26 protein-coding genes are annotated in these 23,928 nt (G+C 67.3%); 14 read left to right on the plus strand and 12 right to left on the minus strand.

Features of this window, described 5'->3' with window-relative positions; translation table 11 throughout:
* Positions 1–15 precede the first annotated feature (15 nt).
* Both UU7_RS02215 and UU7_RS02220 read right to left on the minus strand, forming a co-directional pair.
* Positions 16–1,602, minus strand: coding sequence for a DUF1800 domain-containing protein (locus tag UU7_RS02215; protein ID WP_083845907.1), 1,587 nt, complete (start codon positions 1,600–1,602; stop codon positions 16–18).
* A 98-nt stretch (positions 1,603–1,700) separates the two neighbouring features.
* Complete coding sequence (locus UU7_RS02220; protein ID WP_007804962.1) at positions 1,701–1,988, minus strand: hypothetical protein; 288 nt, start codon at positions 1,986–1,988, stop codon at positions 1,701–1,703.
* Positions 1,989–2,124: 136 nt separating this feature from the next.
* Here UU7_RS02220 and UU7_RS02225 point away from each other — a divergent pair, with 136 nt between their 5' ends.
* The gene (locus UU7_RS02225; protein WP_007804964.1) at positions 2,125–2,733 is read left to right on the plus strand and encodes a class I SAM-dependent DNA methyltransferase; all 609 of its coding nucleotides are present in this window, start codon (positions 2,125–2,127) and stop codon (positions 2,731–2,733) included.
* A 24-nt stretch (positions 2,734–2,757) separates the two neighbouring features.
* Here the strand turns inward: UU7_RS02225 and nth are convergent, their stop codons facing one another.
* Together nth and UU7_RS02235 are read right to left on the minus strand one after the other, a co-directional pair.
* Entirely contained in the window at positions 2,758–3,393 is a 636-nt protein-coding gene (gene nth, locus UU7_RS02230) for an endonuclease III (protein WP_007804966.1), read from the minus strand.
* Positions 3,390–4,010 carry an RnfABCDGE type electron transport complex subunit B gene (locus UU7_RS02235; RefSeq protein ID WP_007804969.1) on the minus strand — a complete coding sequence of 207 codons (621 nt, stop codon included), beginning with the start codon at positions 4,008–4,010 and terminating at the stop codon, positions 3,390–3,392. Before UU7_RS02235 ends, nth begins: the two co-directional genes overlap by 4 nt.
* A 68-nt stretch (positions 4,011–4,078) precedes the next feature.
* Between UU7_RS02235 and UU7_RS02240 the strand changes: the two genes are divergently transcribed.
* Positions 4,079–4,369, plus strand: coding sequence for a hypothetical protein (locus tag UU7_RS02240; protein ID WP_007804971.1), 291 nt, complete (start codon positions 4,079–4,081; stop codon positions 4,367–4,369).
* A gap of 56 nt (positions 4,370–4,425) precedes the next feature.
* Here UU7_RS02240 and metG read toward each other — a convergent pair whose 3' ends face one another.
* Both metG and UU7_RS02250 read right to left on the minus strand, forming a co-directional pair.
* Positions 4,426–6,525 carry a methionine--tRNA ligase gene (gene metG, locus UU7_RS02245; protein ID WP_007804974.1) on the minus strand — a complete coding sequence of 700 codons (2,100 nt, stop codon included), beginning with the start codon at positions 6,523–6,525 and terminating at the stop codon, positions 4,426–4,428.
* Positions 6,526–6,655: 130 nt separating this feature from the next.
* Positions 6,656–7,120 carry a DUF2147 domain-containing protein gene (locus UU7_RS02250; RefSeq protein ID WP_007804976.1) on the minus strand — a complete coding sequence of 155 codons (465 nt, stop codon included), beginning with the start codon at positions 7,118–7,120 and terminating at the stop codon, positions 6,656–6,658.
* A gap of 189 nt (positions 7,121–7,309) precedes the next feature.
* On the opposite strand from UU7_RS02250, the gene apbC reads away from it, so the two are divergent.
* The 4 genes from apbC to UU7_RS02270 all read left to right on the plus strand — a co-directional run bounded on the left by apbC (position 7,310) and on the right by UU7_RS02270 (position 10,211).
* The gene (apbC, locus tag UU7_RS02255; RefSeq protein WP_007804979.1) at positions 7,310–8,404 is read left to right on the plus strand and encodes an iron-sulfur cluster carrier protein ApbC; all 1,095 of its coding nucleotides are present in this window, start codon (positions 7,310–7,312) and stop codon (positions 8,402–8,404) included.
* Complete coding sequence (locus UU7_RS02260; RefSeq protein ID WP_007804981.1) at positions 8,401–8,943, plus strand: NADPH-dependent FMN reductase; 543 nt, start codon at positions 8,401–8,403, stop codon at positions 8,941–8,943. Before apbC ends, UU7_RS02260 begins: the two co-directional genes overlap by 4 nt.
* A gap of 92 nt (positions 8,944–9,035) precedes the next feature.
* The gene (gene dcd, locus UU7_RS02265; protein WP_007804983.1) at positions 9,036–9,602 is read left to right on the plus strand and encodes a dCTP deaminase; all 567 of its coding nucleotides are present in this window, start codon (positions 9,036–9,038) and stop codon (positions 9,600–9,602) included.
* Between the two features lie 96 nt (positions 9,603–9,698).
* Positions 9,699–10,211 carry a hypothetical protein gene (locus UU7_RS02270; RefSeq protein WP_040672673.1) on the plus strand — a complete coding sequence of 171 codons (513 nt, stop codon included), beginning with the start codon at positions 9,699–9,701 and terminating at the stop codon, positions 10,209–10,211.
* Between the two features lie 17 nt (positions 10,212–10,228).
* On the opposite strand, the gene UU7_RS02275 is transcribed toward UU7_RS02270, so the two are convergent.
* Positions 10,229–10,651, minus strand: a complete 423-nt coding sequence (locus UU7_RS02275; RefSeq protein WP_007804987.1) for an HIT domain-containing protein — start codon at positions 10,649–10,651, stop codon at positions 10,229–10,231.
* On the minus strand, positions 10,648–11,316 hold the full coding sequence (locus tag UU7_RS02280; protein WP_007804989.1) for a dienelactone hydrolase family protein: 669 nt from the start codon (positions 11,314–11,316) through the stop codon (positions 10,648–10,650). The genes UU7_RS02275 and UU7_RS02280 overlap by 4 nt, the downstream gene beginning before the upstream one ends.
* Positions 11,317–11,487: 171 nt before the next feature.
* Here UU7_RS02280 and rimO point away from each other — a divergent pair, with 171 nt between their 5' ends.
* The 3 genes from rimO to UU7_RS02295 all read left to right on the plus strand — a co-directional run bounded on the left by rimO (position 11,488) and on the right by UU7_RS02295 (position 14,785).
* Positions 11,488–12,825 (plus strand): 30S ribosomal protein S12 methylthiotransferase RimO, encoded by a 1,338-nt coding sequence (rimO, locus tag UU7_RS02285; RefSeq protein WP_007804991.1) that lies wholly within the window; start codon positions 11,488–11,490, stop codon positions 12,823–12,825.
* Positions 12,826–12,833: 8 nt separating this feature from the next.
* Complete coding sequence (locus UU7_RS02290; protein WP_007804993.1) at positions 12,834–13,643, plus strand: DUF3025 domain-containing protein; 810 nt, start codon at positions 12,834–12,836, stop codon at positions 13,641–13,643.
* A 125-nt stretch (positions 13,644–13,768) separates the two neighbouring features.
* Positions 13,769–14,785: a phosphate/phosphite/phosphonate ABC transporter substrate-binding protein gene (locus UU7_RS02295; protein WP_007804997.1), complete on the plus strand. Its 1,017-nt coding sequence runs from the start codon at positions 13,769–13,771 to the stop codon at positions 14,783–14,785.
* A gap of 25 nt (positions 14,786–14,810) precedes the next feature.
* On the opposite strand, the gene greB is transcribed toward UU7_RS02295, so the two are convergent.
* On the minus strand, positions 14,811–15,323 hold the full coding sequence (gene greB / locus UU7_RS02300) for a transcription elongation factor GreB (protein ID WP_007804999.1): 513 nt from the start codon (positions 15,321–15,323) through the stop codon (positions 14,811–14,813).
* Between the two features lie 13 nt (positions 15,324–15,336).
* Positions 15,337–16,845, minus strand: a complete 1,509-nt coding sequence (locus tag UU7_RS02305; RefSeq protein WP_007805001.1) for a helicase HerA-like domain-containing protein — start codon at positions 16,843–16,845, stop codon at positions 15,337–15,339.
* A gap of 115 nt (positions 16,846–16,960) precedes the next feature.
* Between UU7_RS02305 and UU7_RS02310 the strand changes: the two genes are divergently transcribed.
* Positions 16,961–18,442, plus strand: a complete 1,482-nt coding sequence (locus UU7_RS02310; protein WP_007805003.1) for a lytic transglycosylase domain-containing protein — start codon at positions 16,961–16,963, stop codon at positions 18,440–18,442.
* A gap of 174 nt (positions 18,443–18,616) precedes the next feature.
* Here the strand turns inward: UU7_RS02310 and UU7_RS02315 are convergent, their stop codons facing one another.
* Both UU7_RS02315 and asd read right to left on the minus strand, forming a co-directional pair.
* Positions 18,617–19,054 carry a hypothetical protein gene (locus UU7_RS02315; protein ID WP_040672675.1) on the minus strand — a complete coding sequence of 146 codons (438 nt, stop codon included), beginning with the start codon at positions 19,052–19,054 and terminating at the stop codon, positions 18,617–18,619.
* 176 nt (positions 19,055–19,230) lie between these two features.
* On the minus strand, positions 19,231–20,076 hold the full coding sequence (asd, locus tag UU7_RS02320; RefSeq protein ID WP_007805006.1) for an archaetidylserine decarboxylase: 846 nt from the start codon (positions 20,074–20,076) through the stop codon (positions 19,231–19,233).
* Positions 20,077–20,240: 164 nt separating this feature from the next.
* Here asd and prmB point away from each other — a divergent pair, with 164 nt between their 5' ends.
* Genes prmB through UU7_RS02340 form a run of 4 tightly spaced genes read left to right on the plus strand, consistent with a single transcriptional unit; the run spans position 20,241 to position 23,900 of the window.
* Positions 20,241–21,200, plus strand: a complete 960-nt coding sequence (gene prmB, locus UU7_RS02325; protein WP_425480498.1) for a 50S ribosomal protein L3 N(5)-glutamine methyltransferase — start codon at positions 20,241–20,243, stop codon at positions 21,198–21,200.
* Between the two features lie 3 nt (positions 21,201–21,203).
* Complete coding sequence (locus UU7_RS02330; RefSeq protein ID WP_007805008.1) at positions 21,204–21,758, plus strand: GNAT family N-acetyltransferase; 555 nt, start codon at positions 21,204–21,206, stop codon at positions 21,756–21,758.
* Between the two features lie 34 nt (positions 21,759–21,792).
* Positions 21,793–22,881 (plus strand): chorismate synthase, encoded by a 1,089-nt coding sequence (gene aroC / locus UU7_RS02335; RefSeq protein ID WP_007805009.1) that lies wholly within the window; start codon positions 21,793–21,795, stop codon positions 22,879–22,881.
* A 29-nt stretch (positions 22,882–22,910) separates the two neighbouring features.
* Positions 22,911–23,900 carry a 2-hydroxyacid dehydrogenase gene (locus UU7_RS02340; protein WP_007805010.1) on the plus strand — a complete coding sequence of 330 codons (990 nt, stop codon included), beginning with the start codon at positions 22,911–22,913 and terminating at the stop codon, positions 23,898–23,900.
* Positions 23,901–23,928: the final 28 nt, after the last annotated feature.

Raw genomic sequence — 23,928 nt, forward strand, 5'->3', positions numbered from 1 at the left:
GGCTGTGCGGGAACCTCAGCGGTAATTGAAATCCGGCGACGACAACAGGTAGGTATTCCATTCCGCTGCCGAAGTGGCCTTGCCCAATGCCACCCGGGTGGCTTGCGACAGGCGCGGTTCCACCACGGCGCGGTAGAGCGGCGAGTCCAGCGCGGGCACGGCCGGGCGTGGCCGCGGCGTGGCCGGGTTCGGCTCGTCGGTGTCGGTCATGAACAGCTTGTTGCGGCCACTGCCGATCGCGCGGGCCACGTCGAATCGGGTCGCCATCTGGCCCGAACCCGACCAGCTGGCGCTGTCCAGTGGCCAGCCGTCGGGCGTGACCCGGCCGAACACCGGCTCGCCCATCTGGTTGAGCCAGTTGACCAGCGGCTGCGCGTTGCTGATCGGCTGGCCGTCGTAGGCGAGCTTCATCGCGGAAACCAGGAAACGGGTGGGGTCCTTGAACTTGCCCGCCTCGCCGCCGGTCAGCTCCGGCGAATCGAACATCGTGCGCAAGACCGCGGCGATGTCGCCGTCGCTGCGCTGGAAGGTTTTCGCCATCGCTTCGATCAGGGCCGGCGGTGGCTGGTCGGCCACGAAGTATTCGGCCAGCTGGCGCGAGACGAAACGGGCGCAGGCCGGTTGCCGGGTGATCAGGTCCACCGCCTGCTCGATCTCGCGATAGCCGCTGCCGCGGATGCGCTGGCCGAGCAGGGTCTTGTCGCTGAAGTCGTGCCGGTCCGGATTGAACACGAACAGGCCGTCGCGCACGAAGCCCGGCCGTGTGCGGCCGAAGCGGCCGGCTCGGCGTGGTGCCGCCGGCGCGATGCCGGCGCCGGTAAGGATCAGCGCCAGTTGCTGCACGTCATGCTGGGTGTAGCCGGAGCCGACGCCCAGCGCGTGCAGCTCCATCAGCTCGCGGGCGTAGTTCTCGTTGGTCTTGCCCTTCACGTTCTTCGCGTTGTCGAGGTATTCCAGCATCGCCGGGCTTTTCAGCGTGGCCAGCAGCAGGTCGCGGAACTTGCCCAGTGCATGCGGCCGGATCGCGTGTTCCTCATAGTCGGCGGCAACCAGGCGCACGCGGCCCTTGGCCGCGTACACGCTGAAGTGGTTGAGCCAGAACCATACGACCTGCTCCTTCAGCGGGTTGCTGCCGTAGATCGCATGCAGCAGTTCGGCCTGTTGGGCCTGCTGGGCCAGTGCACGGGCCTGTTTTTGCAGGTTCTTCTTCGCGGCGACCCTGGCGTCGCCCTCAGGCATCGACTTCAGCTGGCGCCGCGCTTCGGCGGCCTGGGCCAGCAGTTCCTGCGGCGGCGTGCTGATCGCCGGGTAGCTGGCGATCAGGCGGGCGATGGCTGGCGGCAGCGTGTCGTCGTGATCGGCCAGCTGGACATCGAGCCAGCGCTGGCGGCCGAGTTTGCGGTAGCTGGCCAAGCTGGCCGAGTCGATGCCGAAGGTCGCCCGCTGCAGCCAGCGCACGTCGGAAGGAGCCAGTGCTCGGCCCGCGGAGTCCGGCGCGTGCGCCGAGGCGGCGAGCGACAGCAGCAGGGTCGCGGTGAATGGAAGCAGGCGGCGATGGAACCTGCGGTGCCGAGCTTCAGATCGGGCAGAAGAGGGTTGCATGGCGGAACCTTGGCTGGGAGGCGCTGCGCGTCACGGCACCACAGAAGGTTTCAACGCCGTGCCCGCCCAACGGATGACACAGGCGTGGTTCCCGCCGTTCAGAACTCGTCCACGAACTCGATGCCGGCGGCCGCTTCCCCGGCTGCCTCCTCGGCGCGGGCGCGCACGTCGTCCGCGACCCCGTCATCGGGCGTGTCCACTTCGATGCGGTAGACGTGGCCTTCGCTGTCGCTGACCGAGTCGCTGGAGCTGGAGTCGTCGCGCATCCCGGAGATCAGGTCGTCGATCTCCTCGACGTGCTCGATGCGATCGAGGCCGTGCAGGGTCGCGATGACGGCATCGGCGTCGGCGCGGCTGCCGATCAGGCGGAAGCGGACCATGGGCATGGGGTTCTCCTCGGGGCGGGGACGAAAGCTGGGGGGATGCTGGCATCGGCAGCGCATGCAGAAAGTGATGCCGCATCCGGATCGGCGGGTCGGGCGGGATACCATGGACGCTGCCCACGCTTGCCCGGACCTCCGCATGACCAAGACCTACGACCGCGCCTATTTCGACAAGTGGTACCGCGACCCGCGACATTCCGTGGCATCGGCGGCCGAACTGCGGCGCAAGGTGGCGATGGTGGTGGCGCAGGCCGAGTATTACCTGGGGCGTCCGATCCGCAACGTGCTCGACGTGGGCTGTGGCGAGGCGACCTGGCGCGCGCCGCTGCGCGCCTTGCGGCCGGGGATCACCTACCGCGGCCTGGACGCCAGCGAGTACGTGGTGGCGCGCTACGGCCGCAGCCGCAACATCGGACTGGCGCGCTTCGGCCAGCTGGAATACCTGCGCTTCGACGAGCGTTTCGACCTGATCGTGTGCACCGACGTGCTGCACTACCTGAAACCGGCGGAAATCCGCGCCGGCCTGCACGGCATCGGCGAAATGCTCGAAGGCGTGGCCTTCCTCGAAGTGTTCACCAGTCGCGACGACGTGGCCGGCGACCACCAGGGTTTCGTCTCGCGCGCGCCGGCCTGGTACTTGCGCGAGTTCGGCGAAGTCGGCCTGCTGCCATGCGGCTCGCACTGCTACCTGGGGCCGCGGCTGGAACGGCACATCGCGGCGCTGGAGCGGGCGCAGTTGGCGGGGTGACGAGCGAGGAACGCGGCTCCTTCCTCACTCCGCCGTCTTGTCCCTGTACCGGCACAAGTCGCGGATCACGCAGTGCGGGCAATCGGGCTTGCGCGCCTTGCACACGTAGCGGCCGTGCAGGATCAGCCAGTGATGGGCATCCTGCTTGAATTCGGCCGGCACCACTTTCTCCAGCTTGTCCTCGACCGCACGCACGTCCTTGCCCGGGGCCAGGCCGGTGCGGTTGGAGACGCGGAAGATGTGCGTGTCCACCGCGATGGTCGGTACGCCGAAGGCGGTGTTGAGCACCACGTTGGCGGTCTTGCGGCCCACGCCGGGCAGCGCTTCCAGCGCCTCGCGGGTGCGCGGCACCTCGCCGTCATGCTGCTCGATCAGCAGCCGACACAGCGCAATCACGTTCTTCGCCTTGGCGTTGAACAGGCCGATGGTGCTGATGTAGCGCTTCAGTCCTTCCTCGCCCAGGGCCAGGATGGCCTGCGGCGTGTTCGCCACCGGATAGAGTTTGCGGGTGGCCTTGTTGACGCCGACGTCGGTGGCCTGCGCCGACAGCACCACCGCCACCAACAGTTCGAACGGCGTGGTGTACGCCAGTTCGGTGGTGGGGTGCGGGTCCAGTTCGCGCAGGCGCGAGAACAGCTCGATCACCTCGGCGCGCTTCACGGTTTCGGCTCCTGCTGCTTCGCCCTGGCGCGGGCCAGCGCGGCCTGCACCGGGTTCACCGGTCCGGCCGCCGCTTCCACGGCAAGCTTGCGCGCCGCCAGTTCGGTCTCGCGTTCGGCGCGCTGGCGTTCGAGGCGCGATTCACGGCGCCGGAAGTGTTCGCGCGCCGCATCGGCATGGGCGACATCGATCTGCGCCGGCGGCATCGGTTCGAGCACGATGCAGTCGACCGGGCAGGCCGGCACGCACAGTTCGCAACCGGTGCAGTCGTCCGCCACCACGGTGTGCATCAGCTTCGAGGCGCCGATGATGGCGTCGACCGGGCAAGCCTGGATGCACTTGGTGCAGCCGATGCAGTCCGCTTCGACGATGCGCGCCAGCATGCGCGGATGCTCGATGCCGCAGTCGGGATCGAGTGGCAGGGCGGGGCGATCGAGCAGGGTGGCCAGCTTTTCGATGCCGGCGGCGCCGCCTGGCGGGCACCGGTTGATCGGCGCCTCGTCGCGGGCGATCGCTTCCGCATACGGCCGGCAACCGTGGTAGCCGCATTGCTCGCATTGGGTCTGCGGCAGCACGGCGTCGATGCGGTCAGCGAGAAGGGTGACGGGATCACTCATGCGCGATGGTGGGGCGGGCGATAATCGGCGCCCATTGTCACGCAATTGCCGCCGCCTGGAGTGTCGCCATGAAATCGTCGTTTCCCGCTTCGTTGTTGCTTGCCGCCGTGCTGGGCGCCGGTGGCGCGATCGTGCTGACCCATGCCGCCCCCGCGCAGGCGGCGTCGTCCGAAGTCGCGGGCGACACGGTGACCGTGTTCGTCGATGCCACCCTGGGTTTCCGCAAGAAGCACATGGCGAACCAGCTGACCAAGTCGCACGCCGACTACGCCGCGCGTGGCTACCGCTACGTGGACATGGCGCCGTACAACGAGAACGGCGACCTGGTCGGATTCTTCGTGACTTACACGAAGCAGTAGCGGGCGGGCATGGCGCACGGCGAAAGCTGGCGGGCGTGCGGCTTCGCCAGACCGATTCAGCGGACGGTGGCGCCGGGCTTCGCGCCCTGGTCGGCGTCGAGCAGGAACAGGTCGCTGCCGCCGTCGCCGGCGGACAGGATCATCCCCTCGGACAGGCCGAAGCGCATCTTGCGCGGCGCCAGGTTGGCGATGAACACCACGTTGCGGCCGACCAGCTTTTCCGGCTCGGCGTAGGCCGCGCGGATGCCGGAGAAGATCTGCCGCGTGCCCAGCGGGCCGGCGTCGAGTTCGAAGCGCAGCAGCTTGTCCGAACCCTCGACGAATTCGCACGCGCTGACCTTGCCGATGCGCAGGTCAAGCCTGGCGAAGTCGTCGATGCCGATGATGCCGGCGTCGGCGTTCTGCGGCGCCGGATTCGATGCGGCAGGCTTGGTGTCTTCGGTCATGGGTTTCTTCTTCGGGGTTTTGGGGGCTTCGGCAGGGGCGCCGAGTGAATCCTTCGACGATTCGATCATCGCCTCGATGAGCCTGGGATCGATGCGGCCCATCAGCGCCTCGAATGGCTCGATGGTGTGATTGTGCAGGCTGCTGCGGGCGTCGTCGAAGTCGACGATGGGTGCGGCCAGGAATTTCTCGGCAGCGCCGACCGTGGCCGGCAGGATCGGCTTCAGCATGCCGGCCAGCAGCCGGAACGCGCCCAGTGCAAACGAACAGACCTCGTGCAGTGCCTCGCGCTGGGCCTCGTCCCTGGCCATCGTCCATGGTGCCTTGGCGGCGATGTGGCCGTTGACGATGTCGGCCATCAGCACGAAGCGGCGGGTCACCTCGGCGAATTCGCCGCTGTCGTAGAGTTCGGCGACGCCGTCGTAGTGCTCCAGCAGGCTGTTCCACAGGTCCGCTTCCTCGGCGCCGAACTGCGCGGCCAGGCGGCCGTCGAAGAACTTGTGCACGAAGCCGGCGGTGCGGCTGGCGATGTTCACCCACTTGCCGACCAGGTGCGAGTTGACCCGCTCTTCGAAGGCCTTGAGGTCGAGATCCACGTCGACCGGCGTCTCGTTGAGCATGCTGGCGAAGTAGTAGCGCAGGAACTCCGGATGCAGGCCCGAATCGAGATAGGTGCGCGCCTGGATGAAGGTGCCGCGCGACTTCGACATCTTCGCGCCGTTCACCGTCAGGTAGCCGTTGACGTGCAGCGCGGTGGGCGTACGGAAACCGGCGCCGTGCAGCATCGCGGGCCAGAACAGGCCGTGGAAGTTGATGATGTCCTTGCCGATGAAGTGATGCATCTCGGCGTTGCTGTCGGCGGCGAGGAAGTCGTCGAACTGCAGCTCGGTCCGGTCGCACAGCGCCTTGAAGCTGGCCAGGTAACCGACCGGCGCATCCAGCCACACGTAGAAGAACTTGCCCGGCGCATCGGGGATCGGAAAGCCGAAATAAGGCGCGTCGCGCGAGATGTCCCAGTCCTTCAGGCCGCCGTCCAGCCATTCGCGCAGTTTCGCGGCCACGCCGCTGTTGGCCACCGGCTTGCCGCCGGTGAACGCGCCGGCGAACCAGTCGCGCAGCAGGCCCTCGAACTTGCCCAGCTCGAAGAAGTAGTGCTCCGAGTCGCGCAGCACCGGGGTGGCGCCGGACATCACCGAATAGGGATTGATCAGGTCGGTCGGCGCGTAGGTGGCGCCGCAGTTCTCGCAGTTGTCGCCGTACTGGTCTGGTGTCTTGCAGACCGGGCAGGTGCCCTTGATGTAGCGGTCCGGCAGGAACATCTGCTTTTCCGGATCGAACAGCTGCTGGATGCTGCGCCGGGCGATGCTGCCGGCATCGCGCAGGCGCGTGTAGATCAGCGTGGCCAGCTCGCGGTTCTCGTCGGAATGGGTGGTGTGGTAGTGGTCGAACGCCACGCCGAAGGCGGCGAAGTCCGCCTCGTGGCCCTGGCGGATGCCTTCGATGTAGTTCTCCGGGGTCATGCCGGCCTTTTCGGCCGCCAGCATGATCGGCGTGCCGTGGGCATCGTCGGCGCAGACATAGGCCACTTCGTTGCCGCTCATCCGCTGCGCGCGCACCCAGATGTCGGCCTGGATGTAGCCCAGCAGGTGGCCCATGTGCAGCGGGCCATTGGCGTAGGGCAGGGCGTTGGTGACGAGCAGGCGGCGACTCATGGTGGGCGTGCACTCCGGGATGACTGGGCATTATGGCATGGCCGTCCAAATCGCCATGCGTTGGTAGCGGGCCTGCCGCAAAGAAAAAGCGCGCCGGAGCGCGCTTTCGTGGAGCACTTGCCGATGGGGCTCAGGGTTGGCGTTCCCAGGTCTGACTGCGGCCGACCCACGAGAAGCCGATGTAACCGCGCACATTGAGCTTCTGGCCGCCGTCGAGCATCGACAGTTTCACCTTGTAGATCTTGCCGGACTTCGGGTCGAGGATCCTGCCGCCATCCCAGACGTCGTCGTCGCGGTGCACGCCCCACATGATGTTCATGCCTTCGACCGGCTTGTCCTTGCGTTCGCCGTCGCATTTGCGGCACATCGCCACGGCGCCGTCGCGGGCGATGTCTTCCGGGCTGCGATTGAGCAGCTTGACGATGTGCGCCTGCAATTCGCCGTTGTTGTCGGTGATCTCGACGATCGACTTGGCCTGGCCGGACTCGTCGTCGATGGTCTTCCAGGTGCCGACCGGGGTGTCATTGGCTGCCATTACGGTACCGGCGCCAAACAGCAGGCTGGCGGCGATGACCCAACGAAATGCGTGCTTCATGGTGTTCCTCCCGTACGAAAGCGTATGGATGGGAGACTGGCGAGGATGGGGAAAGCCGTCAAGCTGCATTGCGCAAATGCTTGCGGCGCCCCGCGGCGCGCCGGCCACGGCCGGTTCGCGCTGATCTGGGTCAGCCGACCGTGGCCGGCGGGCTGGCATAATGGCGGCCCCGCAAATCCCCGAGCAGACATGACACAGGCGAACGAAGCCCTGGTCCGCCAGATCCTTGGCGGCCTCATCGATACCCACACCGGCGCGTCGCTGGGCGAAGCCGTGCGCGCCGTCGGCGTGGACGGCGGCAAGGTGTCGGTGGACCTGCAACTGGGCTATCCGGCGGCCGGCGCCATCGACGCCATCGTCGGCCGGGTGCGCCTGGCACTGGAGGCCGATCCGGCGATCGAATCGGCCTCCGTGTCGGTCACCAGCCGCGTCCACGTGCACAAGGTGCAAGGCACGCTGGGGCCGCTGCCGAACGTGAAGAACATCATCGTGGTGGCGTCAGGCAAGGGGGGCGTGGGCAAGTCCACGGTGTCGGCCAACCTGGCGCTGGCGCTGCAGGCCGAGGGTGCGAAGGTCGGCGTGATGGACGCGGACATCTACGGCCCCAGCCAGCCGACCATGCTCGGCGTGCACGGCAAGCCGGCCTCGCCTGACGGCAAGAGCATCCTGCCGATGCAGGCGCACGGCATGCCGGTGATGTCGATCGGCTTCCTGGTGGAAGAAGACACGCCGATGATCTGGCGCGGCCCGATGGTCACCCAGGCGATGATGCAACTGCTTACCGACACCCGCTGGGAGCAGCTCGACTATCTGATCGTCGATCTGCCGCCGGGCACCGGCGACATCCAGCTCACGCTGTCGCAGAAGGTGCCGGTGGCTGGCGCGGTGATCGTCACCACGCCGCAGGACATCGCCCTGCTCGACGCGCGCAAGGCGCTCAAGATGTTCGAGAAGGTCGAGGTGCCGGTGCTGGGCGTGGTGGAAAACATGGCCACCCACGTCTGCTCCAACTGCGGCCACGAGGAGAACATCTTCGGCGAAGGTGGCGGCGAGCGCATGGCCAGCCAGTACGGCGCGGCCTATCTCGGTTCGCTGCCGCTGGACATCCGCATCCGCGAGCAGGCCGACAGCGGCAATCCCACGGTGGCGGCAATGCCCGAATCCGAGCTCGCCATGCGCTATCGCGAGATTGCCCGCAATGCGGCGGGACGGTTGTCGCGGCAACCGCGCAACAAGTCGCTGGGCCTGGGCAAGATCGTGGTGCAGGGCGTGCCCGCGGCATGAGGGTGGCGGCGCAGGTGTTGTGCCTGTCCGGCAGCCTGCGCCGCGTGTCGTCCAATTCGGCGGCGCTTGAGGCGGCGTACCGGCTGGCGCCATCGACGCTGGAGCTGTTGCTCTACAGGGGGCTCGGCGACCTGCCGTTGTTCAATCCCGATGCGGAGACCGATCCGCTGCCGCCCGCGGTTGCCGAATTGCGCGAAGCAGTGGACTCGGCGGACGCCTTGCTGATCGCCTGTCCCGAGTACGCCCACGGCGTGCCCGGCGCGTTCAAGAACCTGCTGGACTGGCTGGTCGGCAGCCCGGACTTCCCCGGCAAGCCGGTGTTGCTGCTGAACACGGCGGCGCGTGGCTCGTATCACGCGCAGGAGGCGCTGGCCGAAATCCTCACCACCATGTCCGCGCAGCTGCTGGCGGCCCAGCCGGTGATGGTGGCCTTGCCTGGCGTCGGCTGCTCGGTGACGCAGGTGCTGGAAAATGCCGATCGCTGCGCCGAATTGCAGGCGGCGCTGCGGTTGCTGGTGGAAGCGCTGGCGATGCATTGACGGGCTTCGGCTGGCGCCGCGATGCCCTGACCGTGTATTTTTGCCGACTGCGCGGGCCGTTCCGGGCCGCCGAGCCAACCAGCGGAGACAGCGTGAGCATCAAACCCGACAAGTGGATCCGCCGCATGGCCGAGAGCCACGGCATGATCGAGCCGTTCGAGCCGGGCCAGGTGAAGCTGCGCGACGGCAGCAAGCTGATTTCCTACGGCACGTCGAGCTACGGCTATGACGTGCGCTGCGCCCGCGAGTTCAAGATCTTCACCAACATCAACTCCACCATCGTCGATCCGAAGTCGTTCGATCCGACCAGCTTCGTCGACGTGGAGGCGGACGTGTGCATCATCCCGCCCAATTCGTTCGCGCTGGCGCGCACGGTCGAATACTTCCGCATCCCGCGCAAGGTGCTGACGATCTGCCTGGGCAAGAGTACGTACGCGCGCTGCGGCATCATCGTCAACGTGACGCCGCTGGAGCCGGAGTGGGAGGGCCACGTGACGCTGGAGTTCTCCAACACCACGCCGCTGCCCGCAAAGATCTACGCCAACGAAGGCGTGGCGCAGATGCTGTTCCTCGAATCCGACGAGGAATGCGAAACCAGTTACAGGGACCGCGGCGGCAAGTACCAGGGCCAGCAGGGCGTGACCTTGCCGCGTACCTGAATGCGGAGGCTGGCCAGCGGATACGCGAGTCGTGCCGTCGCATCAAGCCGCGCTACACTCCCACCGATTCAGTCGTTTGATTGCAAGGAGACCCGCATGATCCGTTTTTCCATACTGCTGAGACGTGCCGCGGCTGTGCTCATGTTGGGCGGTTTGCTCGTGCTCGCGGGCTGCCATCGAGGTGATACCAGGGACGCGGCGGGTACGGCTTCGATGCAGGGCCAGTTCGATACCACCATCAAGGCCTACAAGAGCGGGCAGTTCCTGGTCGATGGCGCGGTGTTGTCGGCACTGGATACGGGCAGCCACTTCGCTTATCTGAAGGATCAGGGCAAGCTGCCGAAGACGATTCTGCTCGAGCGCAGCGACGACTCGAAAGTCCGCAAGCAACACTTGCAGTACATGGCGCGGATGCAACTGGATTATGGCTTCACCGTTTACTACGACGATGACGGCACGCTGACGAAAATCAACCCGGTTGTGGTGAAGGCTCGCAACCTTGAAGACTATCGCGGGCCGGTGACCATGCCTGATCGCCTGGAAGGCAAAGATGCGGCGGGCAGCAGCGCGGTGGAACAGCAGCAGCAACGACAGCAGCAGCAACAGTAACGCTGGAGCTGCCCGGACTACTCTGTCCGGGTCAGTGCCGGGCGCAGGTCATTGATCAGCGCCGTGCGCGTGGCCGCCTCGTAAGCTTCAGCCTTGCCGTTTCCCCATACCGGTCCGGGCCAGGCGGCGTCACCATCGCGGCGCCCGACCACGTGCACATGCAGTTGTCGCACGATGTTGCCCAGGGCGCCCAGGTTGAGCTTGTCGAATGGTGCCACGGCACGAAGCGCAGCGCCCGCGCGGGCCACCTCCTGCCACAGCAGGGCCTGCTCGTGGCTGCCGAGGTCGCCGACCTCGACCAGACCGGCTCGGCGTGGCACCAGGATCAGCCACGGGTAGCGCGCATCATCCATCAGCAGGATGTCACACAGCGGCAGCGAGGTGACCGGATGCGTGTCGGCCGCCAGCCGCGGGTCGAGGATGAAGTCTGCGGCGCTCATGCGCCGGCCAGGTGCTGGTCGAAGAAGGCCAGCGTGCGCTGCAGTGCGAGCCGGGCGCTGGCCTCGTGGTAGTTCGGGCTGCCATCGCGGTTGAACGCGTGGTCGGCCGGATAGGTGAAGGTGTCCATTTGCGGCAACGCCTCGCGATGCTTCGCCACCGCTTCGGCCGTGATGCTCTGGTCTTTTTCGCCGAAGTGGAACATCACCGGCGCCTTCGGTGTTTCGCGCAGGAACGGCAGGTTGCGCGCGCCGTAATAGCTCACTGACGGCAGCCCCAGGCGCAGTGCGGCGAGCAGGGCGACGGTGCCGCCCCAGCAATAGCCGACCGTGCCGATCCTGCCGGCCGAGCTGATCGATTCGGCGGCGCTGGCCACGTCCTCGAGCGCGCGCTCGAGCCCCAGTTCCGCCACCAGCTGTTTGCCGCGATTCGCGCCGACCATGTCACAGGGCAATTCGACGCCGCTCTCCAGCCGGTCGAAGAACGCGGGCGCGATTGCGGTATAGCCGTAGCCGGCGAAGCGGTCGACCAGGTCACGGATGTGTGGGGTGACGCCGAAGATTTCCTGGATCACCACGATGCCGCCCTTCGGCTTGCCTGGCGGCTGGGCCAGGTAGGCCCCGATGCACTGCGTGCCGGAGGTGGGGATGTTGATGGACTGGCCCATGGTGCGGCTCCTGTGGGGGAAGTCGATTCTAGGCATTGTGGCGAGCAGGGAACAGGGAACAACGGCGAACGCGAAGGCGGCGATGCTCCGGCCGTTCCCCATTCCCCATTCCCCATTCCCCGTTCCCGTATAATCGCCTGTTGCCCCGCAGCTTTTCACGGTAACCCGGCCATGTCCCAGGCTTCGCACAAGATCGGTTTCGTCAGCCTCGGCTGCCCCAAGGCGCTGGTCGATTCCGAGCGCATCCTTACCCAGCTGAAGGTCGAGGGTTACCAGATCGTGCCCAGCTACAACGAGGCCGACGCGGTGGTGGTGAATACCTGCGGCTTCATCGACGCGGCGGTGCAGGAGTCGCTGGATTCGATCGGCACGGCGCTCAACGAAAACGGCAAGGTCATCGTCACCGGTTGCCTGGGCAAGCGCGAGGCGCTGATCCGCGAGGCATATCCGGACGTGCTGTCGGTCAGCGGCCCGCAGGACTACGCCAGCGTGATGACGGCGGTGCACAAGGCGCTGCCGCCGGTGCGCAACAAGTTCATCGACATCGTGCCGGATACCGGCGTGAAGCTGACTCCGAAGCACTATGCCTACCTGAAGATTTCCGAAGGCTGCAATCACCGCTGCAGCTTCTGCATCATCCCCTCGATGCGCGGCAACCTGGTCTCCCGCCCGGTCGACGAGGTGCTGCTGGAGGCCGAGCGCCTGGTCAAGGGCGGCGTGAAGGAATTGCTGGTGATCTCGCAGGACACCAGCGCCTACGGCGTGGACCTGAAATACGCCGAGCGCGAGTGGCGTGGCAAGGCGTATCGCACGCGCATGACCGAGCTGTGCGAAGGCCTGTCGGAACTTGGCGTGTGGGCACGCCTGCACTACGTCTATCCGTATCCGCACGTGGACGAGGTGATGCCGCTGATGGCAGCCGGCAAGCTGCTGCCGTACCTGGACATCCCGTTCCAGCACGCCAGCCCGCGCATCCTGAAACTGATGAAGCGCCCGGGCAACATCGACCGGACGATGGAGCGCATCCAGAACTGGCGCAGGCAGGTGCCGGACCTGACCATCCGCAGCACCTTCATCGTCGGCTTCCCCGGCGAGACCGAGGCGGAGTTCGAGGAGCTGCTGGACTTCCTGCGCGAGGCAGAGCTCGATCGCGTGGGGGCGTTCGCCTATTCGCCGGTCGATGGCGCGAAGGCGAACGAGCTGCCCGACCCGGTCTCCGAGGAGCTGAAGGAAGACCGGCTGGAACAGTTCATGGCGGTGCAGGCGGAAATCTCCGCGGCGAAACTGCAGCGCAAGATCGGCCGCACGATCAAGGTGCTGGTTGACGAGGCCGGCGCCGATGGTGCGGTCGCGCGTTCGGCCGCCGATGCGCCGGAGATCGACGGCAGCGTGCTGATCGCCGACGGCCAGGCGCTGCGTCCGGGCCAGTTCGTCGAGGTGGTGGTGGAGTCGGCCAGCGAGCACGACCTGCACGCACGGCTGGCCCATCCGCAGCTCAAGGTCGTCTAGCACCCGCCATGCGCTACGTCGCGCCGGCTCGCGACTGCGTCGATCCGGCGGTGTTCGCGCGGATGCCACTGGCGGCCTGGCGCGAATGGGCCGATCTGCTCGAAGGCGCGCGCTGGCCACCGATCGACGCGTTGAACCGACACTGGCCTGACGAAAGCCGCCCGCGATTCGTGGCGCAAACCGCCTCCTTGCTGGGCGACGGCCTGCATTACGAACAGCGCATCGCCGAGCGTGGCCAGATCGCCACCCGTGAAGGCAACTGGCACGACCTTCTCAACGCGCTGGTCTGGCTGCGCCATGCCGGCCTGAAACAGGCGCTCAACGATCGCCAGGTTGTCGAGATCGCACGGATGGGTCCCAAGCGTCGTTCGCGCGCCCAATATGCATTGACCCACTTCGACGAGGGCGGCGTCATGGTGGGCACCCGCGATCCCTCGCTGCTGGAGCTGTGGGATGCCCATGACTGGCACGGCCTGTTCTGGCGCAGGCGGCAGGCCTGGCTGGACGGAACGATCAGGCTGGAGCTGTTCGGTCACGCCCTGCTGGAGCTGGCGTTGAATCCGGGCAAGCTGCTGGTGGCCAAGGCACTGGTGTTTCATGCCGACGCCGGGAGCGATCTGGCGGCGGCGTGCGCCACGGCCATCCGCGCCGGCCAGCTGTTGAATGATCCGCTCGAACTGCGACCGCTGCCGCTGTCCGGACTGCCGGGCTGGGGCGAGCACAGCGCCGATGAAGCCTTCCATCTGAGCACGCCCTGCTATCAGCCGCGTCGCGCGGGGCGCCATTATCCGCCGCCCTTCGTGGCGGGCCAGGCCTGAGCCCACGCCTTGCCCCGCCGGCCGATCACGACTATATACAGTGCATCGGGACGCGGCTCGGGGAGTGCACGGCATTGGCCATCGCAAGCGCTTGGTGGTGCCATCGGCGGGGCAGACGCTGGTTGATGTCACTGGTCGTGGCGCTGTGCATGGCGCTGGTCGGCATTGGCCCTGCAGCGGCGGCGAAGGTGCCTGCTCCCGCGGAGACACCGATCCGTTTCGGCATCCTGCCGATCGGCAGCGCCGCCGAGTCCCTCGAGCAATGGCGTCCCCTGCTGGATGACGTCAGCCGGCGACTGCACCGCGAGGTGGTCACGGTCTCGGTGGGCAGTTATGCCAGCCTGTCCAGCGCGATCGGCGGCCAGCGGGTCGACGTCGCATTCCTGTCCGGCCGGCTGGCCGTCGAGGCGGTGACCCGGCAGAACATGCAGGTGTTCGCGCAGTTCCAGCGCAGCGACGGTGCGCGAGGCAACGTGGCCACCCTGGTGGTGCGCGACGACAGCCCGATCCGCAACCTCGACGACCTGCTCGCCACGCCCGGCCAGGGCTGGCGTTACGCCCGCAGCGAGCACCTGTCGGTGACCGGCTACATCGCGCCCGAGGCCTATGTCTTCGCGCCGAAGGGACTCAACTCGGACACCTTTTTCGCCAGCGTTCGGGTGGGCGATCACCAGAGCAACCTGCTGGCCGTGGTCAATCGAGAGGCGGACGTGACCAGCAGCAACAACCCCGACATGGATCTGTTCCGTCGCAACTTTCCCCGCGAAGCGGCCCAGCTCCGGGTGATCTGGCGTTCGCAGCTGATTCCCTCCGGCGTGCTGGTGATCCGCGACGGCATGTCCCGGCGGTTGCGCCAGAAACTCACCGCGATCCTGCTCGGCTACGGCAAGTCGCGCGGCGACGCGGGCGAGCGGGAGCGCGCCGCGCTGGCGCGCATTCCGGATCTCGGCGGCTTCGTGGCGGTGGACAGTCGCGTGCTGACGCCGTTTGTCGACATGCAGTACACGCTGTTGCGGCAACAGGCCAGCCACGGTCAATGGATCAGCCCGCAAGCCCTGCAGAATCGACTGGCGAAGATCGAGCAGGAACATCGGCAGGCCTTGCGGTTGCTGTCGCCGCATGGGGATGCAGACGGCCAATAGGCTGGCGGGCCATCCGGATTGCCGTTCAGACCCCGTCGTCGGCGTAACTCACGGTGACGATCGCGAACTCCGTGGGGCCACCGGGAAGCTCCGCCACGAATTCGTCCTCGACGCGCCGTTTCAGCACCGCCCGCGCCAGCGGCGAATCGATGCTGATGAAGCCACGCCGTGCATCGGTCTCGTCCGGGCCGACGATGCGGTAGCGGACGAGCTCGCCGGTGTCGGTGTTCTCCAGCTCGATGTGCGCGCCAAAGAACACCGCGCGGCGATCGGCCGGTGCGCCTTCGGCCACCTTCAGCGCAGGGATGCGCTTGCTGAGATAGCGCGCCCGGCGATCGATTTCGCCGAGCTGCTTCTTGCGATAGGTGTACTCGGCATTCTCCGAGCGGTCACCCTCGGCCGCTGCCGCGGCCAGCGCCTTGACCACCTCCGGCCGGCGCACGTGCCACAGATGATCGAGTTCGGCCTTGAGCCGTTCGAAGCCCTCGCGGGTGATGATCGCGGTGGAGCCGGGTGAGGGTGGTCGCCAGCGGCTCACGCAGCAACGCGCCTCAACGCTTGCCGCCGAAGATGCCGCCCAGCACGCCGCGCAGGATCTGCCGGCCGAGCTGACTGCCCGCGGTGCGCACCATCTGCTTGCCCATGGTCTCGATCATGCCCTGGCGGCGCTTGGTGCCGAACAGGGCGTCGTGCACCGCGCCGCCCCAGCCGCTTTCCGCTTCCTTCGCGGCGCCCTTGGCCGGCGCATCGGCCGCCACGGTGGCGGCATCGGCGGCCTTTTCCCCGGCGCGCCTGGCCAGCATCTCGGCGGCCGATTCGCGATTGACGGCAGTGTCGTATTTCGCGCCCACCGGCGAGCGCTGGCGGATGGTGCCGCGCTCCGCGTCGGTGATCGCGCCGATGCGGCAGCACGGCGTGGTCACCAGCACCTGTTCCACCGGCGTGGGCACGCCGCCATTGGCCAGAGTGGAGGCCAGTGCCTCGCCCACGGCCAGCTTGGTGATGGCCTCGGTGACGTCGAGCTTCGGGTTGACGACGAAGGTTTCCGCCGCCGCCTTGACCGCCTTCTGGTCACGCGGGGTGAACGCGCGAAGGGCGTGCTGGATGCGGTTGCCGAGCTGGCCGAGGATCACGCCGGGCACGTCGTCGGGGTTCTGCGAGCAGAAGTACACGCCCACGCCCTTGGAGCGGATCAGCCGCACCACCTGTTCCACCCGCTGCAGCAGGGCAGGCGAGGCGTCGTCGAACAGCAGGTGCGCCTCGTCGAAGAAGAACACCATCTTGGGCTGGTCGAGGTCGCCGACTTCGGGCAGCTGCTCGAACAGCTCGGACAGCAGCCACAGCAGGAAGGTGGAGTACAGCCGCGGCTTCATGATCAGCTGGTCGGCGGCCAGCACGTTGATGATGCCGCGGCCGCTCATGTCCTGGCGCATCAGGTCGGCCAGTTCCAGCGCCGGCTCGCCGAAGAACTGGTCGGCGCCGTCACTTTCGAGTTTCAGCAGCGCGCGCTGGATTGCCGCGATGCTCTGCGTGCTGATCAGGCCGTACTGGGTGGACAGCGCCTTGGCATTTTCGGCGGCGTAGGTGAGCAGGGCGCGCAGGTCGGCCAGGTCCAGCAGCAGCCAGCCCTGGTCGTCGGCGGCCTTGAACACCACTTCGAGCACGCCTTCCTGGGTGTCGTTCAATTCCAGCACGCGGCCGAGCAGGGTCGGGCCCATCTCGCTGACGGTGGCGCGCACCGGGTGGCCGAGCTTGCCGTAGATGTCCCAGAACACCACCGGGTTGGCCTGCGCCTTCCAGTCGGTGAGCTTGAGCCTGGCCAGCCGCGCCTTGAGCTTGTCACCCGGCTCGCCGGCGGCCATCGCCAGGCCGGCCAGGTCACCCTTGGCATCGGCCAGGAAGCATGGCACGCCGAGCCGCGAGAACCCTTCGGCCAGCACCATCAGCGAGACCGATTTGCCGGTGCCGGTGGCGCCGGCGATCATGCCGTGGCGGTTGCCGTAGTGCGGGTCAAGACTGACGCTGGTGCTGTCGTTGCGGCCGATCAGGATCTCGGTCATGGCGTTCCATCCGGTGGTGTTTGCGTGATTGTAGCCAGAGCGTCGCGTGGTCGCGTGCGTTGAGTCGAACCCCTGCGCCCGCTATGGTGGGCGTTTTCCGGGGGTGGTGTTTCTGATGTTGTCGTGTTCGGTGATGCGTTCCATCCGCCTGGCGTCGATCGCCGTGGCGGCCAGTCTTCTCGGTGCCTGTGCCAGCGGCCCGGCCAAACCTTCGGCCCAGGTCGGTGCGCTGTATGGCGAACTCGACGTCGCCGGCAAGGGTTACGAAACCGCCTTGCAGCAATCCCGCGAGGGTGACCTGCAGGCTTCGCAGGCGAGCCTGACCCGGTCGCTGGATCGCCTGAAGGATGCATCGGCACGTTGCGGGAATACCGCAGGCTGTGATCCGCAGCGCTTCTTCTCGACCTTTGATCACCTGCTGCGCCTGAAAGACGGCGATTTCGGCGGCGCGCAGGACCTGGACAGCGATGTCGATCCCGCGCAGGCGGCGCAGGCCATCGCCGGCAAGACCGGCGCGGCCAGCCTGCCGCAGGCCCAGCGCAGCGTGACCCTGCTGCATGGCCAGAAGCTTTCGCAACTGATCGCGATGAACGGCCCGGTCAAGGCCGCGCTGGAGATGTGGCTGACCCAGTGGCGGCCGCAATTGATGGACGCGTACGTCAACTATCAGTACATGCGCTACCAGATGTGGCCGGCCTACGAGAAGGCCGACCTGCCCGAGGCGCTGCTGTTCGGCATCATGGCCAAGGAATCCGGCGGCAAGGTCCACGCGGTTTCGCGTTCGGGTGCGGCAGGTCCGCTGCAGTTCATGTACGCCACCGGCATGCGCTTCGGCCTGGTCAGCGACGACGGCTTCGACACCCGCTTCGATCCGGCGGCTTCGGCGCGTGCGAATGCCGAGTACATGAACGAGCAGCTGCGGATCTTCAACGACAACCTCGAACTGACCATCGCCGCCTACAACGGCGGCGAGGGCCGCATCCGGCGGCTGGTCGGCGACGACACCTCGGTGAGTTTCTACGATCCGCGGATCTACAACGACCTGTCGCAGGAGACCCGCGACTACGTGCCCGCGGTGCTGGCCGCGGCCTGGCTGTTCCAGCATCCGGACAGCTACAACCTGCGCTTCCCCCGACTCGACAGCGTGCCTGGCACGATCACCCTGAAGCGGCCCGCGTCGCTGTCGGAGCTGACCGTCTGCCTCGGTTCGGCGGGCGGCATGAGCGACGGCTGGTTCCGCACCCTGCGCAATCTCAACCCCCGGCTCGATCCGCAGGTGAGCCAGCCGGCCGGCACCATGTTGCAGTTGCCGAAAGTCCTGGAGCAGGCCTACGCCTCGCGTTGCGTCGACGGTCCGTGGCCGATCCTGGCCAGCGACCTGCACAAGGCGGTCATCCCGGTGGTCGCCGCACCGGTGGCCAAGGCACCGGCCCGGAGCCGGGGCACGAAGAATTATCGTGTGCGCCGCGGCGATACGCTGATCAGCATCGTGCGCAAGCTGCAGTGTTCGAGCGTGCAGGAGATTGCCGAGATGAATGGCATTCGCCACCAGCACCTGCGCATCGGTCAGCAGCTGAAATTGCCGGTCTGTCGCTGAGGGGTTGTGATTTTTTCAACCTCGAAGCCCGGCAAGGGATGGCCGGACGCGGATCGGGCACGCAAGTGCCTGATTCGCGTGAGCGAGTCCGGGCGTGTACCGGACTCGCGATAGAAGAAAACCACAGGATCGTGGTTTTCTTCACAGGCGTTGAGCGGCGCGACCGGCGGCCGTTCAGGCGACGGCGGTCTGCTGCATCCAGCTGTCGACCGTGCTGCCCTGGCTCTGCGCTTCCTTCAGTTCGCGCAGCAGCTGCATCAGCTGGCGGTACTGCGGCTGCAGGCTTGCGTGGGGCGAGTTCTTGGTCTCGTGGTAGGCCACCGCCAGCCACAGCGCGATGCCGCGCATCGCCACTTCGGCATTGCCGGAACGGGCGCGCTCGTAGCCGGCTTCGGTGCCCTGGCCCCAGGGCAGGTAGCGCGCTTCGGGGGCGGTGCCGTGCAGGTGCGGGAAGTCGCTGCGTGAGGCCTGGCCGATTTCGCGCAGGGTGAGGGTGCTGAGGCGCTCATGGCTGCGTTTGGGCAGCGCCCGGACGATGCGTTCGATGTCGCGGAATTGGCGGCCAAGCTGGCGCGCGCGCATCATCACAAGGAATGGCGTCAATATTTGCATGAGATCCCCTCGGCGCTTGAATTCAACCGTGCCCCCTGCGCACGATTCCGACGCGGAGTGTAGCGGGTCAAGGCGGTCAATTGCGCGCAGGGCGTCACATACTGACGTTTCGCGTCAGGTTGGCGGGCCGTGCCGGCGACTTTTCGGCGGGTCGACCCTCCGCCAACGGTGCTGCTTCAGCCCGGGCGGTGGCCCAGCCGCTGACCGACCTGCACCGCCTGCTGCGGCGCGAGCGGATCCAGCTCGGCCGTGCCTTCGGGCAACAGCATGATCACGGTGGAACCCATGTTGAAGCGCGCCATCTCGGCGAAGCGCTCCAGGGTGATGTTCTGGCCGGCGAACGACTTGCGCCTGATCGACGAGGCGTAGGGCGGAATCACCAGGCCGTCCCACACGGTAGCCACCGACGAGACCAGGATCGCGCCCACCATGACCACCACGAACGGCCCGTGTTCGCCATCGAAGTGGCAGACCAGCCGCTCGTTGCGGGCGAACAGGCGGGGGATCGCGGCCACCGCGAACGGCGCCACGCTGAAGATCCGGCCTGGCACATGCACGGTTTCGCGCAGGGTGCCCTGCAGCGGCATGTGCACCCGGTGGTAGTCGCGGGGCGACAGGTAGACGGTGACGAAACGGCCGTTGCGGAAGGGCGCGGCCGCGGCTTCGTCGCCGCCGAGCAGTTCGGCGGCGGTGTACTCCTGCCCCTTGGCCTGAAAGATGCGCCCTTCGACGATGGCGCCCGACTGGCTGATGCGGCCATCGGCAGGCGAGACCAGGGCGGCCGGATCGGCGTCGGCACGGCGTGCGTCCGGACGCAGCTTGCGGGTGAAGAAGGCATTGAAGTGCTGGTAGGCCAGCGGATCGGGCTGCGCCGCCTCGGCCATGTTCACCTGGTAATTGCGCACGATGGTGGTGATCAGCCAGTTCTTCCACGGCACGAAGGTCCAGCGCGTGGCCCAGTAGACCAGGCGCGACAGGAAGCGGTGGGGCAGGGCGTACTGGAGGAATACTTTGAAAGTCATCCGCCCAGTATAGAGGGATACCGGCGCTGTTCACCCCGGGCACAGGCTTGCGTACGGAAGGATCGGCCACTCGTGGTGGAGCCCCTCGGCCCCGCTGCGCTCGGGGCGAACGATTGAGGTTGCTGCTGGCCCGAAGGCCAGCCGGTCCCGCTCCTGGCCGTATAATGCCCGGCCCCTCGCCGCACCCATGGATCGCCGTGACTGCCGAACTTGCCACCATCATCGACTTCATCCGTTATGGCGCCAGTCGCTTTTCGGCCGCCGGGCTGACCTTCGGCCACAGCCATGACAACCCGATCGACGAGGCCACCCACCTGGTGCTGGCCAGCCTGAACCTGCCGCCGGATATCCCGCCTGCCTACGGCGCGGGTCGGCTCACGGCCGAGGAGCGGGCGAACGTGCTGGCGTTGATCGATCGGCGTGTCAACGAGCGCCTGCCGGTGGCCTATTTGGTCGGCGAAACCTGGTTCGCCGGGCTGAAGTTCAAGAGCGACCGCCGCGCCCTGGTGCCGCGTTCGCCGATCGCCGAACTGATCGAGTCGGGCTTCGCGCCATGGCTGGACGAGCGCCACGTCGAACGGGCGCTGGACCTGTGCACCGGCTCGGGCTGCATCGGCATCGCGATGGCCGAGTACAACCCGGAGTGGCAGGTCGACATCGTCGACATCAGCGACGAGGCGCTGTCGCTGGCGCGCGAGAACATCGTGTTCCAGCACGTCGAGGGCCGGGTCGAGGCGATCCGCTCCGACCTGTTCGCCGGCGTGGCGGGGCGCCAGTACGACCTGATCGTGTCCAATCCGCCTTATGTCACCGAGGATGAGTACGCCGCGCTGCCGGGCGAATACGCACACGAGCCGAAGCTCGGCCTCACCTCCGGCATCGACGGCCTGGACCTGTGCCTGCGCATGCTGGACGAGGCGGCCGACTACCTCACCGAGGACGGCCTGCTGATCGTCGAGGTGGGCGAGAGCGAGCACGCGCTGGCCGCGCTGCTGCCCGAAGTGCCGTTCATCTGGGTCGAGTTCAAGGTCGGCCAGATGGGCGTGTTCGCGCTGGAGCGGCGCGATCTCGTCGAGCATGCCGCCGCCATCAAGGCCGCGGCTGCCGCGCGCCGCCCGGGCTGAACGATGGAGCTGGTCACCGCGCGACTGCGGATCGACGCGCTGCGACCAGCCGACGCGCAAGCCCTGTTTGCCTGCCGCGCCGATCCGCGGGTGGCGCTTTATCAGGGCTGGTGCCCGGCCGATCTCGCCGCGGCCGACGAGTTCATCGCGGCGCAGCCGGCGTCGCCTGTGCAGGGCTGGTTCCAGCGCGCGATCCGCTTGCGCGAAGACGGCGCCCTGGTCGGCGACCTGGGTGTGTGCCTGCCCGAGGATCCGCGGGATTCGGTCGAGTTCGGCGTCAGCCTTGCCCCGGCCCGCCAGGGGCTGGGCTACGCCAGCGAGGCCGTGCGGGCGCTGCTGGGCTTCGTCTTCGGCGAACTTGGCCGCCATCGCGTCCACGCCTCGGTCGATCCCCGCAATCTGGCCAGCATGGCCATGCTGCGGGCGCTGGGCATGCGCCAGGAGGCGCATCATCGCGAAAGCCTCTGGTTCAAGGGCGAATGGGTCGATGACGTGATTTTCGCCATGCTCGACCACGAGTGGCGCGCACGGCAGGCAGGCGAGGCCCATCACGGTTAAGCTGTGCCGGTTTCCCTGTGGACGTCCAAACCCCGTGTCCAGCAACGCGTTCGGCAAACTGTTAACCGTCACCACCTTCGGCGAGAGCCACGGGCCGGCGATCGGCTGCGTGATCGACGGCTGCCCGCCGGGGCTGGCGATCGGCGCCGATGAATTCCGCGCCGACCTCGATCGTCGCGCCACCGGCCGCAGCCGCTACACCTCGCAGCGGCACGAGGCGGACGAGGTGGAGATTCTTTCCGGCGTGTACCAGGGCAAGACCACCGGCACGCCGATCGCGCTGCTGATCCGCAACACCGACCAGCGCAGCAAGGACTACGGCGAGATCGAACAGACCTTCCGCCCCGGCCATGCCGACTACACCTACTGGCAGAAATACGGCATCCGCGACCCCCGCGGCGGAGGGCGTTCGTCTGCGCGCGAAACCACCATGCGCGTCGCCGCCGCGGTGATCGCCAAGAAATGGCTGGCCGAGCGTCATGGCGTGCGCGTGCGCGGCCACCTGGCGCAGATCGGCGAGATCCGGCCCGCCGCCTTCGACTGGGATGCGGTGGAGCAGAACCCGTTCTTCTGGCCGGATGCGGCCCAGGTGCCGGCGCTGGAGGACTACATCAACGCGCTGCGCAAGTCCGGCGATTCGGTGGGCGCCCGCGTCGACGTGGTCGCCGAGGGCGTGCCGCCGGGCTGGGGCGAACCGATCTACGGCAAGCTCGACAGCGAGCTGGCCAGTGCATTGATGTCGATCAACGCGGTCAAGGGCGTGGAGATCGGCGACGGTTTCGCCGCCGTGGCCCAGCGCGGCAGCGAGCATCGCGACGAGATGCATTTGGACGGCTTTACGTCCAATCATGCCGGCGGTATTCTCGGTGGCATCAGCAGCGGTCAGCCGGTCACCGCCTCGATCGTGCTGAAACCCACCTCCAGCATCCTGATTCCCGGCCACAGCCTGAACCTGGCCGGCGAGCCGGTGGACGTGGTCACCAAGGGGCGACACGATCCCTGCGTCGGCATCCGCGCCACGCCCATCGCCGAAGCGATGATGGCGCTGGTGCTGATGGACCACGCGTTGCGCCACCGGGCGCAATGCGGCGACGTGGGTGCGGTCGCGCCGCGCATCGCCTGACTTCAACCGCAGCAACCGGAATCACGCCGATGACCGACAAGCCGCGCGTCTGGGTTTCCCGGCCCACCTTTCCGGGGGTCATTGCCCGGCTGGAGCCGCATTTCCAGGTGACCGTCGAGGCGGAGGAGCGCAAGTTCAGCCAGTCGGAACTGGCGGCTCGTCTGGCCGGCCAGGACGCGGTGATCGTCGGGCTCAAGGATCGCATCGGAGCAGCCGAGATCGGCGCGGCGGAGCGCCTGCGCATCGTGGCCAACCTGGGCGTGGGCTACGACAACATCGACCTGGACGCCATGAGCGCCGCCGGCATCGCGGTGTCGAACACCGCCGACGTGCTCAACGAGAGCGTGGCCGACTACACCTGGGCCCTGTTGCTCGGTGCCGCGCGCCGGATGAGCGCCGCCGAGCGCTGGTTGCGCGCCGGACACTGGCAGGCCACCGAATTCAAGGCCTGGCTTGGCACCGACGTGCGCGGGCGCACGCTCGGCATCCTGGGCATGGGTCGCATCGGGCAGGCGATCGCGCGGCGCGCACTCGGGTTCGGCATGCCGGTGATCTACCACAACCGCACGCCGCTGCCCGAGGCGGACGAGCGGGGCTGCAACGCGCGTCATGTCGACAAGCAGCAACTGCTGCGCGAATCCGACTTCCTGGTGCTGGCGCTGCCGCTGACCACGCAGACCCGCCATGCCGTGGGCGCCGTTGAACTGGCGCAGATGAAGCCGACCGCGATGCTGATCAACATTGCCCGCGGCGGCATCGTCGACGACGCGGCGCTGGCCACGGCGTTGCGCGAACGCCGCCTGGCCGGTGCGGCGCTGGATGTTTTCGAGGGCGAGCCGAAGGTTCATCCGGCGCTGCTAGCGCTCGACAACGTGGTGCTCAGCCCGCATATCGCCAGCGCCACCACCGAAACCCGCCGCGCGATGACCTCGGTGGCGGTGGACAATGTGCTGGCCATGTTCGGCCACGGTCCGCAGGCCGGGCGTCCGCCCAATATCCTCAACCCGAACGTGCTGTGAGCGGCACGGTCTTCCTATTCCGAGAGCA

This window comes from Rhodanobacter spathiphylli B39 (genome assembly GCF_000264295.1).
GTDB classification, from domain to species: Bacteria; Pseudomonadota; Gammaproteobacteria; order Xanthomonadales; family Rhodanobacteraceae; genus Rhodanobacter; species Rhodanobacter spathiphylli.

Coding starts and splice junctions, on each gene's coding strand:
- UU7_RS02215 (WP_083845907.1), bottom strand. CDS start 1,602: ATGCAACCCTCTTCTGCCCGATCTGAAGCTCGGCACCGCAGGTTCCAT.
- UU7_RS02220 (WP_007804962.1), bottom strand. CDS start 1,988: ATGCCCATGGTCCGCTTCCGCCTGATCGGCAGCCGCGCCGACGCCGAT.
- UU7_RS02225 (WP_007804964.1), top strand. CDS start 2,125: ATGACCAAGACCTACGACCGCGCCTATTTCGACAAGTGGTACCGCGAC.
- UU7_RS02235 (WP_007804969.1), bottom strand. CDS start 4,010: ATGAGTGATCCCGTCACCCTTCTCGCTGACCGCATCGACGCCGTGCTG.
- UU7_RS02240 (WP_007804971.1), top strand. CDS start 4,079: ATGAAATCGTCGTTTCCCGCTTCGTTGTTGCTTGCCGCCGTGCTGGGC.
- metG (WP_007804974.1), bottom strand. CDS start 6,525: ATGAGTCGCCGCCTGCTCGTCACCAACGCCCTGCCCTACGCCAATGGC.
- UU7_RS02250 (WP_007804976.1), bottom strand. CDS start 7,120: ATGAAGCACGCATTTCGTTGGGTCATCGCCGCCAGCCTGCTGTTTGGC.
- apbC (WP_007804979.1), top strand. CDS start 7,310: ATGACACAGGCGAACGAAGCCCTGGTCCGCCAGATCCTTGGCGGCCTC.
- UU7_RS02260 (WP_007804981.1), top strand. CDS start 8,401: ATGAGGGTGGCGGCGCAGGTGTTGTGCCTGTCCGGCAGCCTGCGCCGC.
- UU7_RS02270 (WP_040672673.1), top strand. CDS start 9,699: ATGATCCGTTTTTCCATACTGCTGAGACGTGCCGCGGCTGTGCTCATG.
- UU7_RS02275 (WP_007804987.1), bottom strand. CDS start 10,651: ATGAGCGCCGCAGACTTCATCCTCGACCCGCGGCTGGCGGCCGACACG.
- UU7_RS02280 (WP_007804989.1), bottom strand. CDS start 11,316: ATGGGCCAGTCCATCAACATCCCCACCTCCGGCACGCAGTGCATCGGG.
- rimO (WP_007804991.1), top strand. CDS start 11,488: ATGTCCCAGGCTTCGCACAAGATCGGTTTCGTCAGCCTCGGCTGCCCC.
- UU7_RS02290 (WP_007804993.1), top strand. CDS start 12,834: ATGCGCTACGTCGCGCCGGCTCGCGACTGCGTCGATCCGGCGGTGTTC.
- UU7_RS02295 (WP_007804997.1), top strand. CDS start 13,769: ATGTCACTGGTCGTGGCGCTGTGCATGGCGCTGGTCGGCATTGGCCCT.
- UU7_RS02305 (WP_007805001.1), bottom strand. CDS start 16,845: ATGACCGAGATCCTGATCGGCCGCAACGACAGCACCAGCGTCAGTCTT.
- UU7_RS02310 (WP_007805003.1), top strand. CDS start 16,961: ATGTTGTCGTGTTCGGTGATGCGTTCCATCCGCCTGGCGTCGATCGCC.
- UU7_RS02315 (WP_040672675.1), bottom strand. CDS start 19,054: ATGCAAATATTGACGCCATTCCTTGTGATGATGCGCGCGCGCCAGCTT.
- asd (WP_007805006.1), bottom strand. CDS start 20,076: ATGACTTTCAAAGTATTCCTCCAGTACGCCCTGCCCCACCGCTTCCTG.
- prmB (WP_425480498.1), top strand. CDS start 20,241: ATGCCCGGCCCCTCGCCGCACCCATGGATCGCCGTGACTGCCGAACTT.
- UU7_RS02330 (WP_007805008.1), top strand. CDS start 21,204: ATGGAGCTGGTCACCGCGCGACTGCGGATCGACGCGCTGCGACCAGCC.
- UU7_RS02340 (WP_007805010.1), top strand. CDS start 22,911: ATGACCGACAAGCCGCGCGTCTGGGTTTCCCGGCCCACCTTTCCGGGG.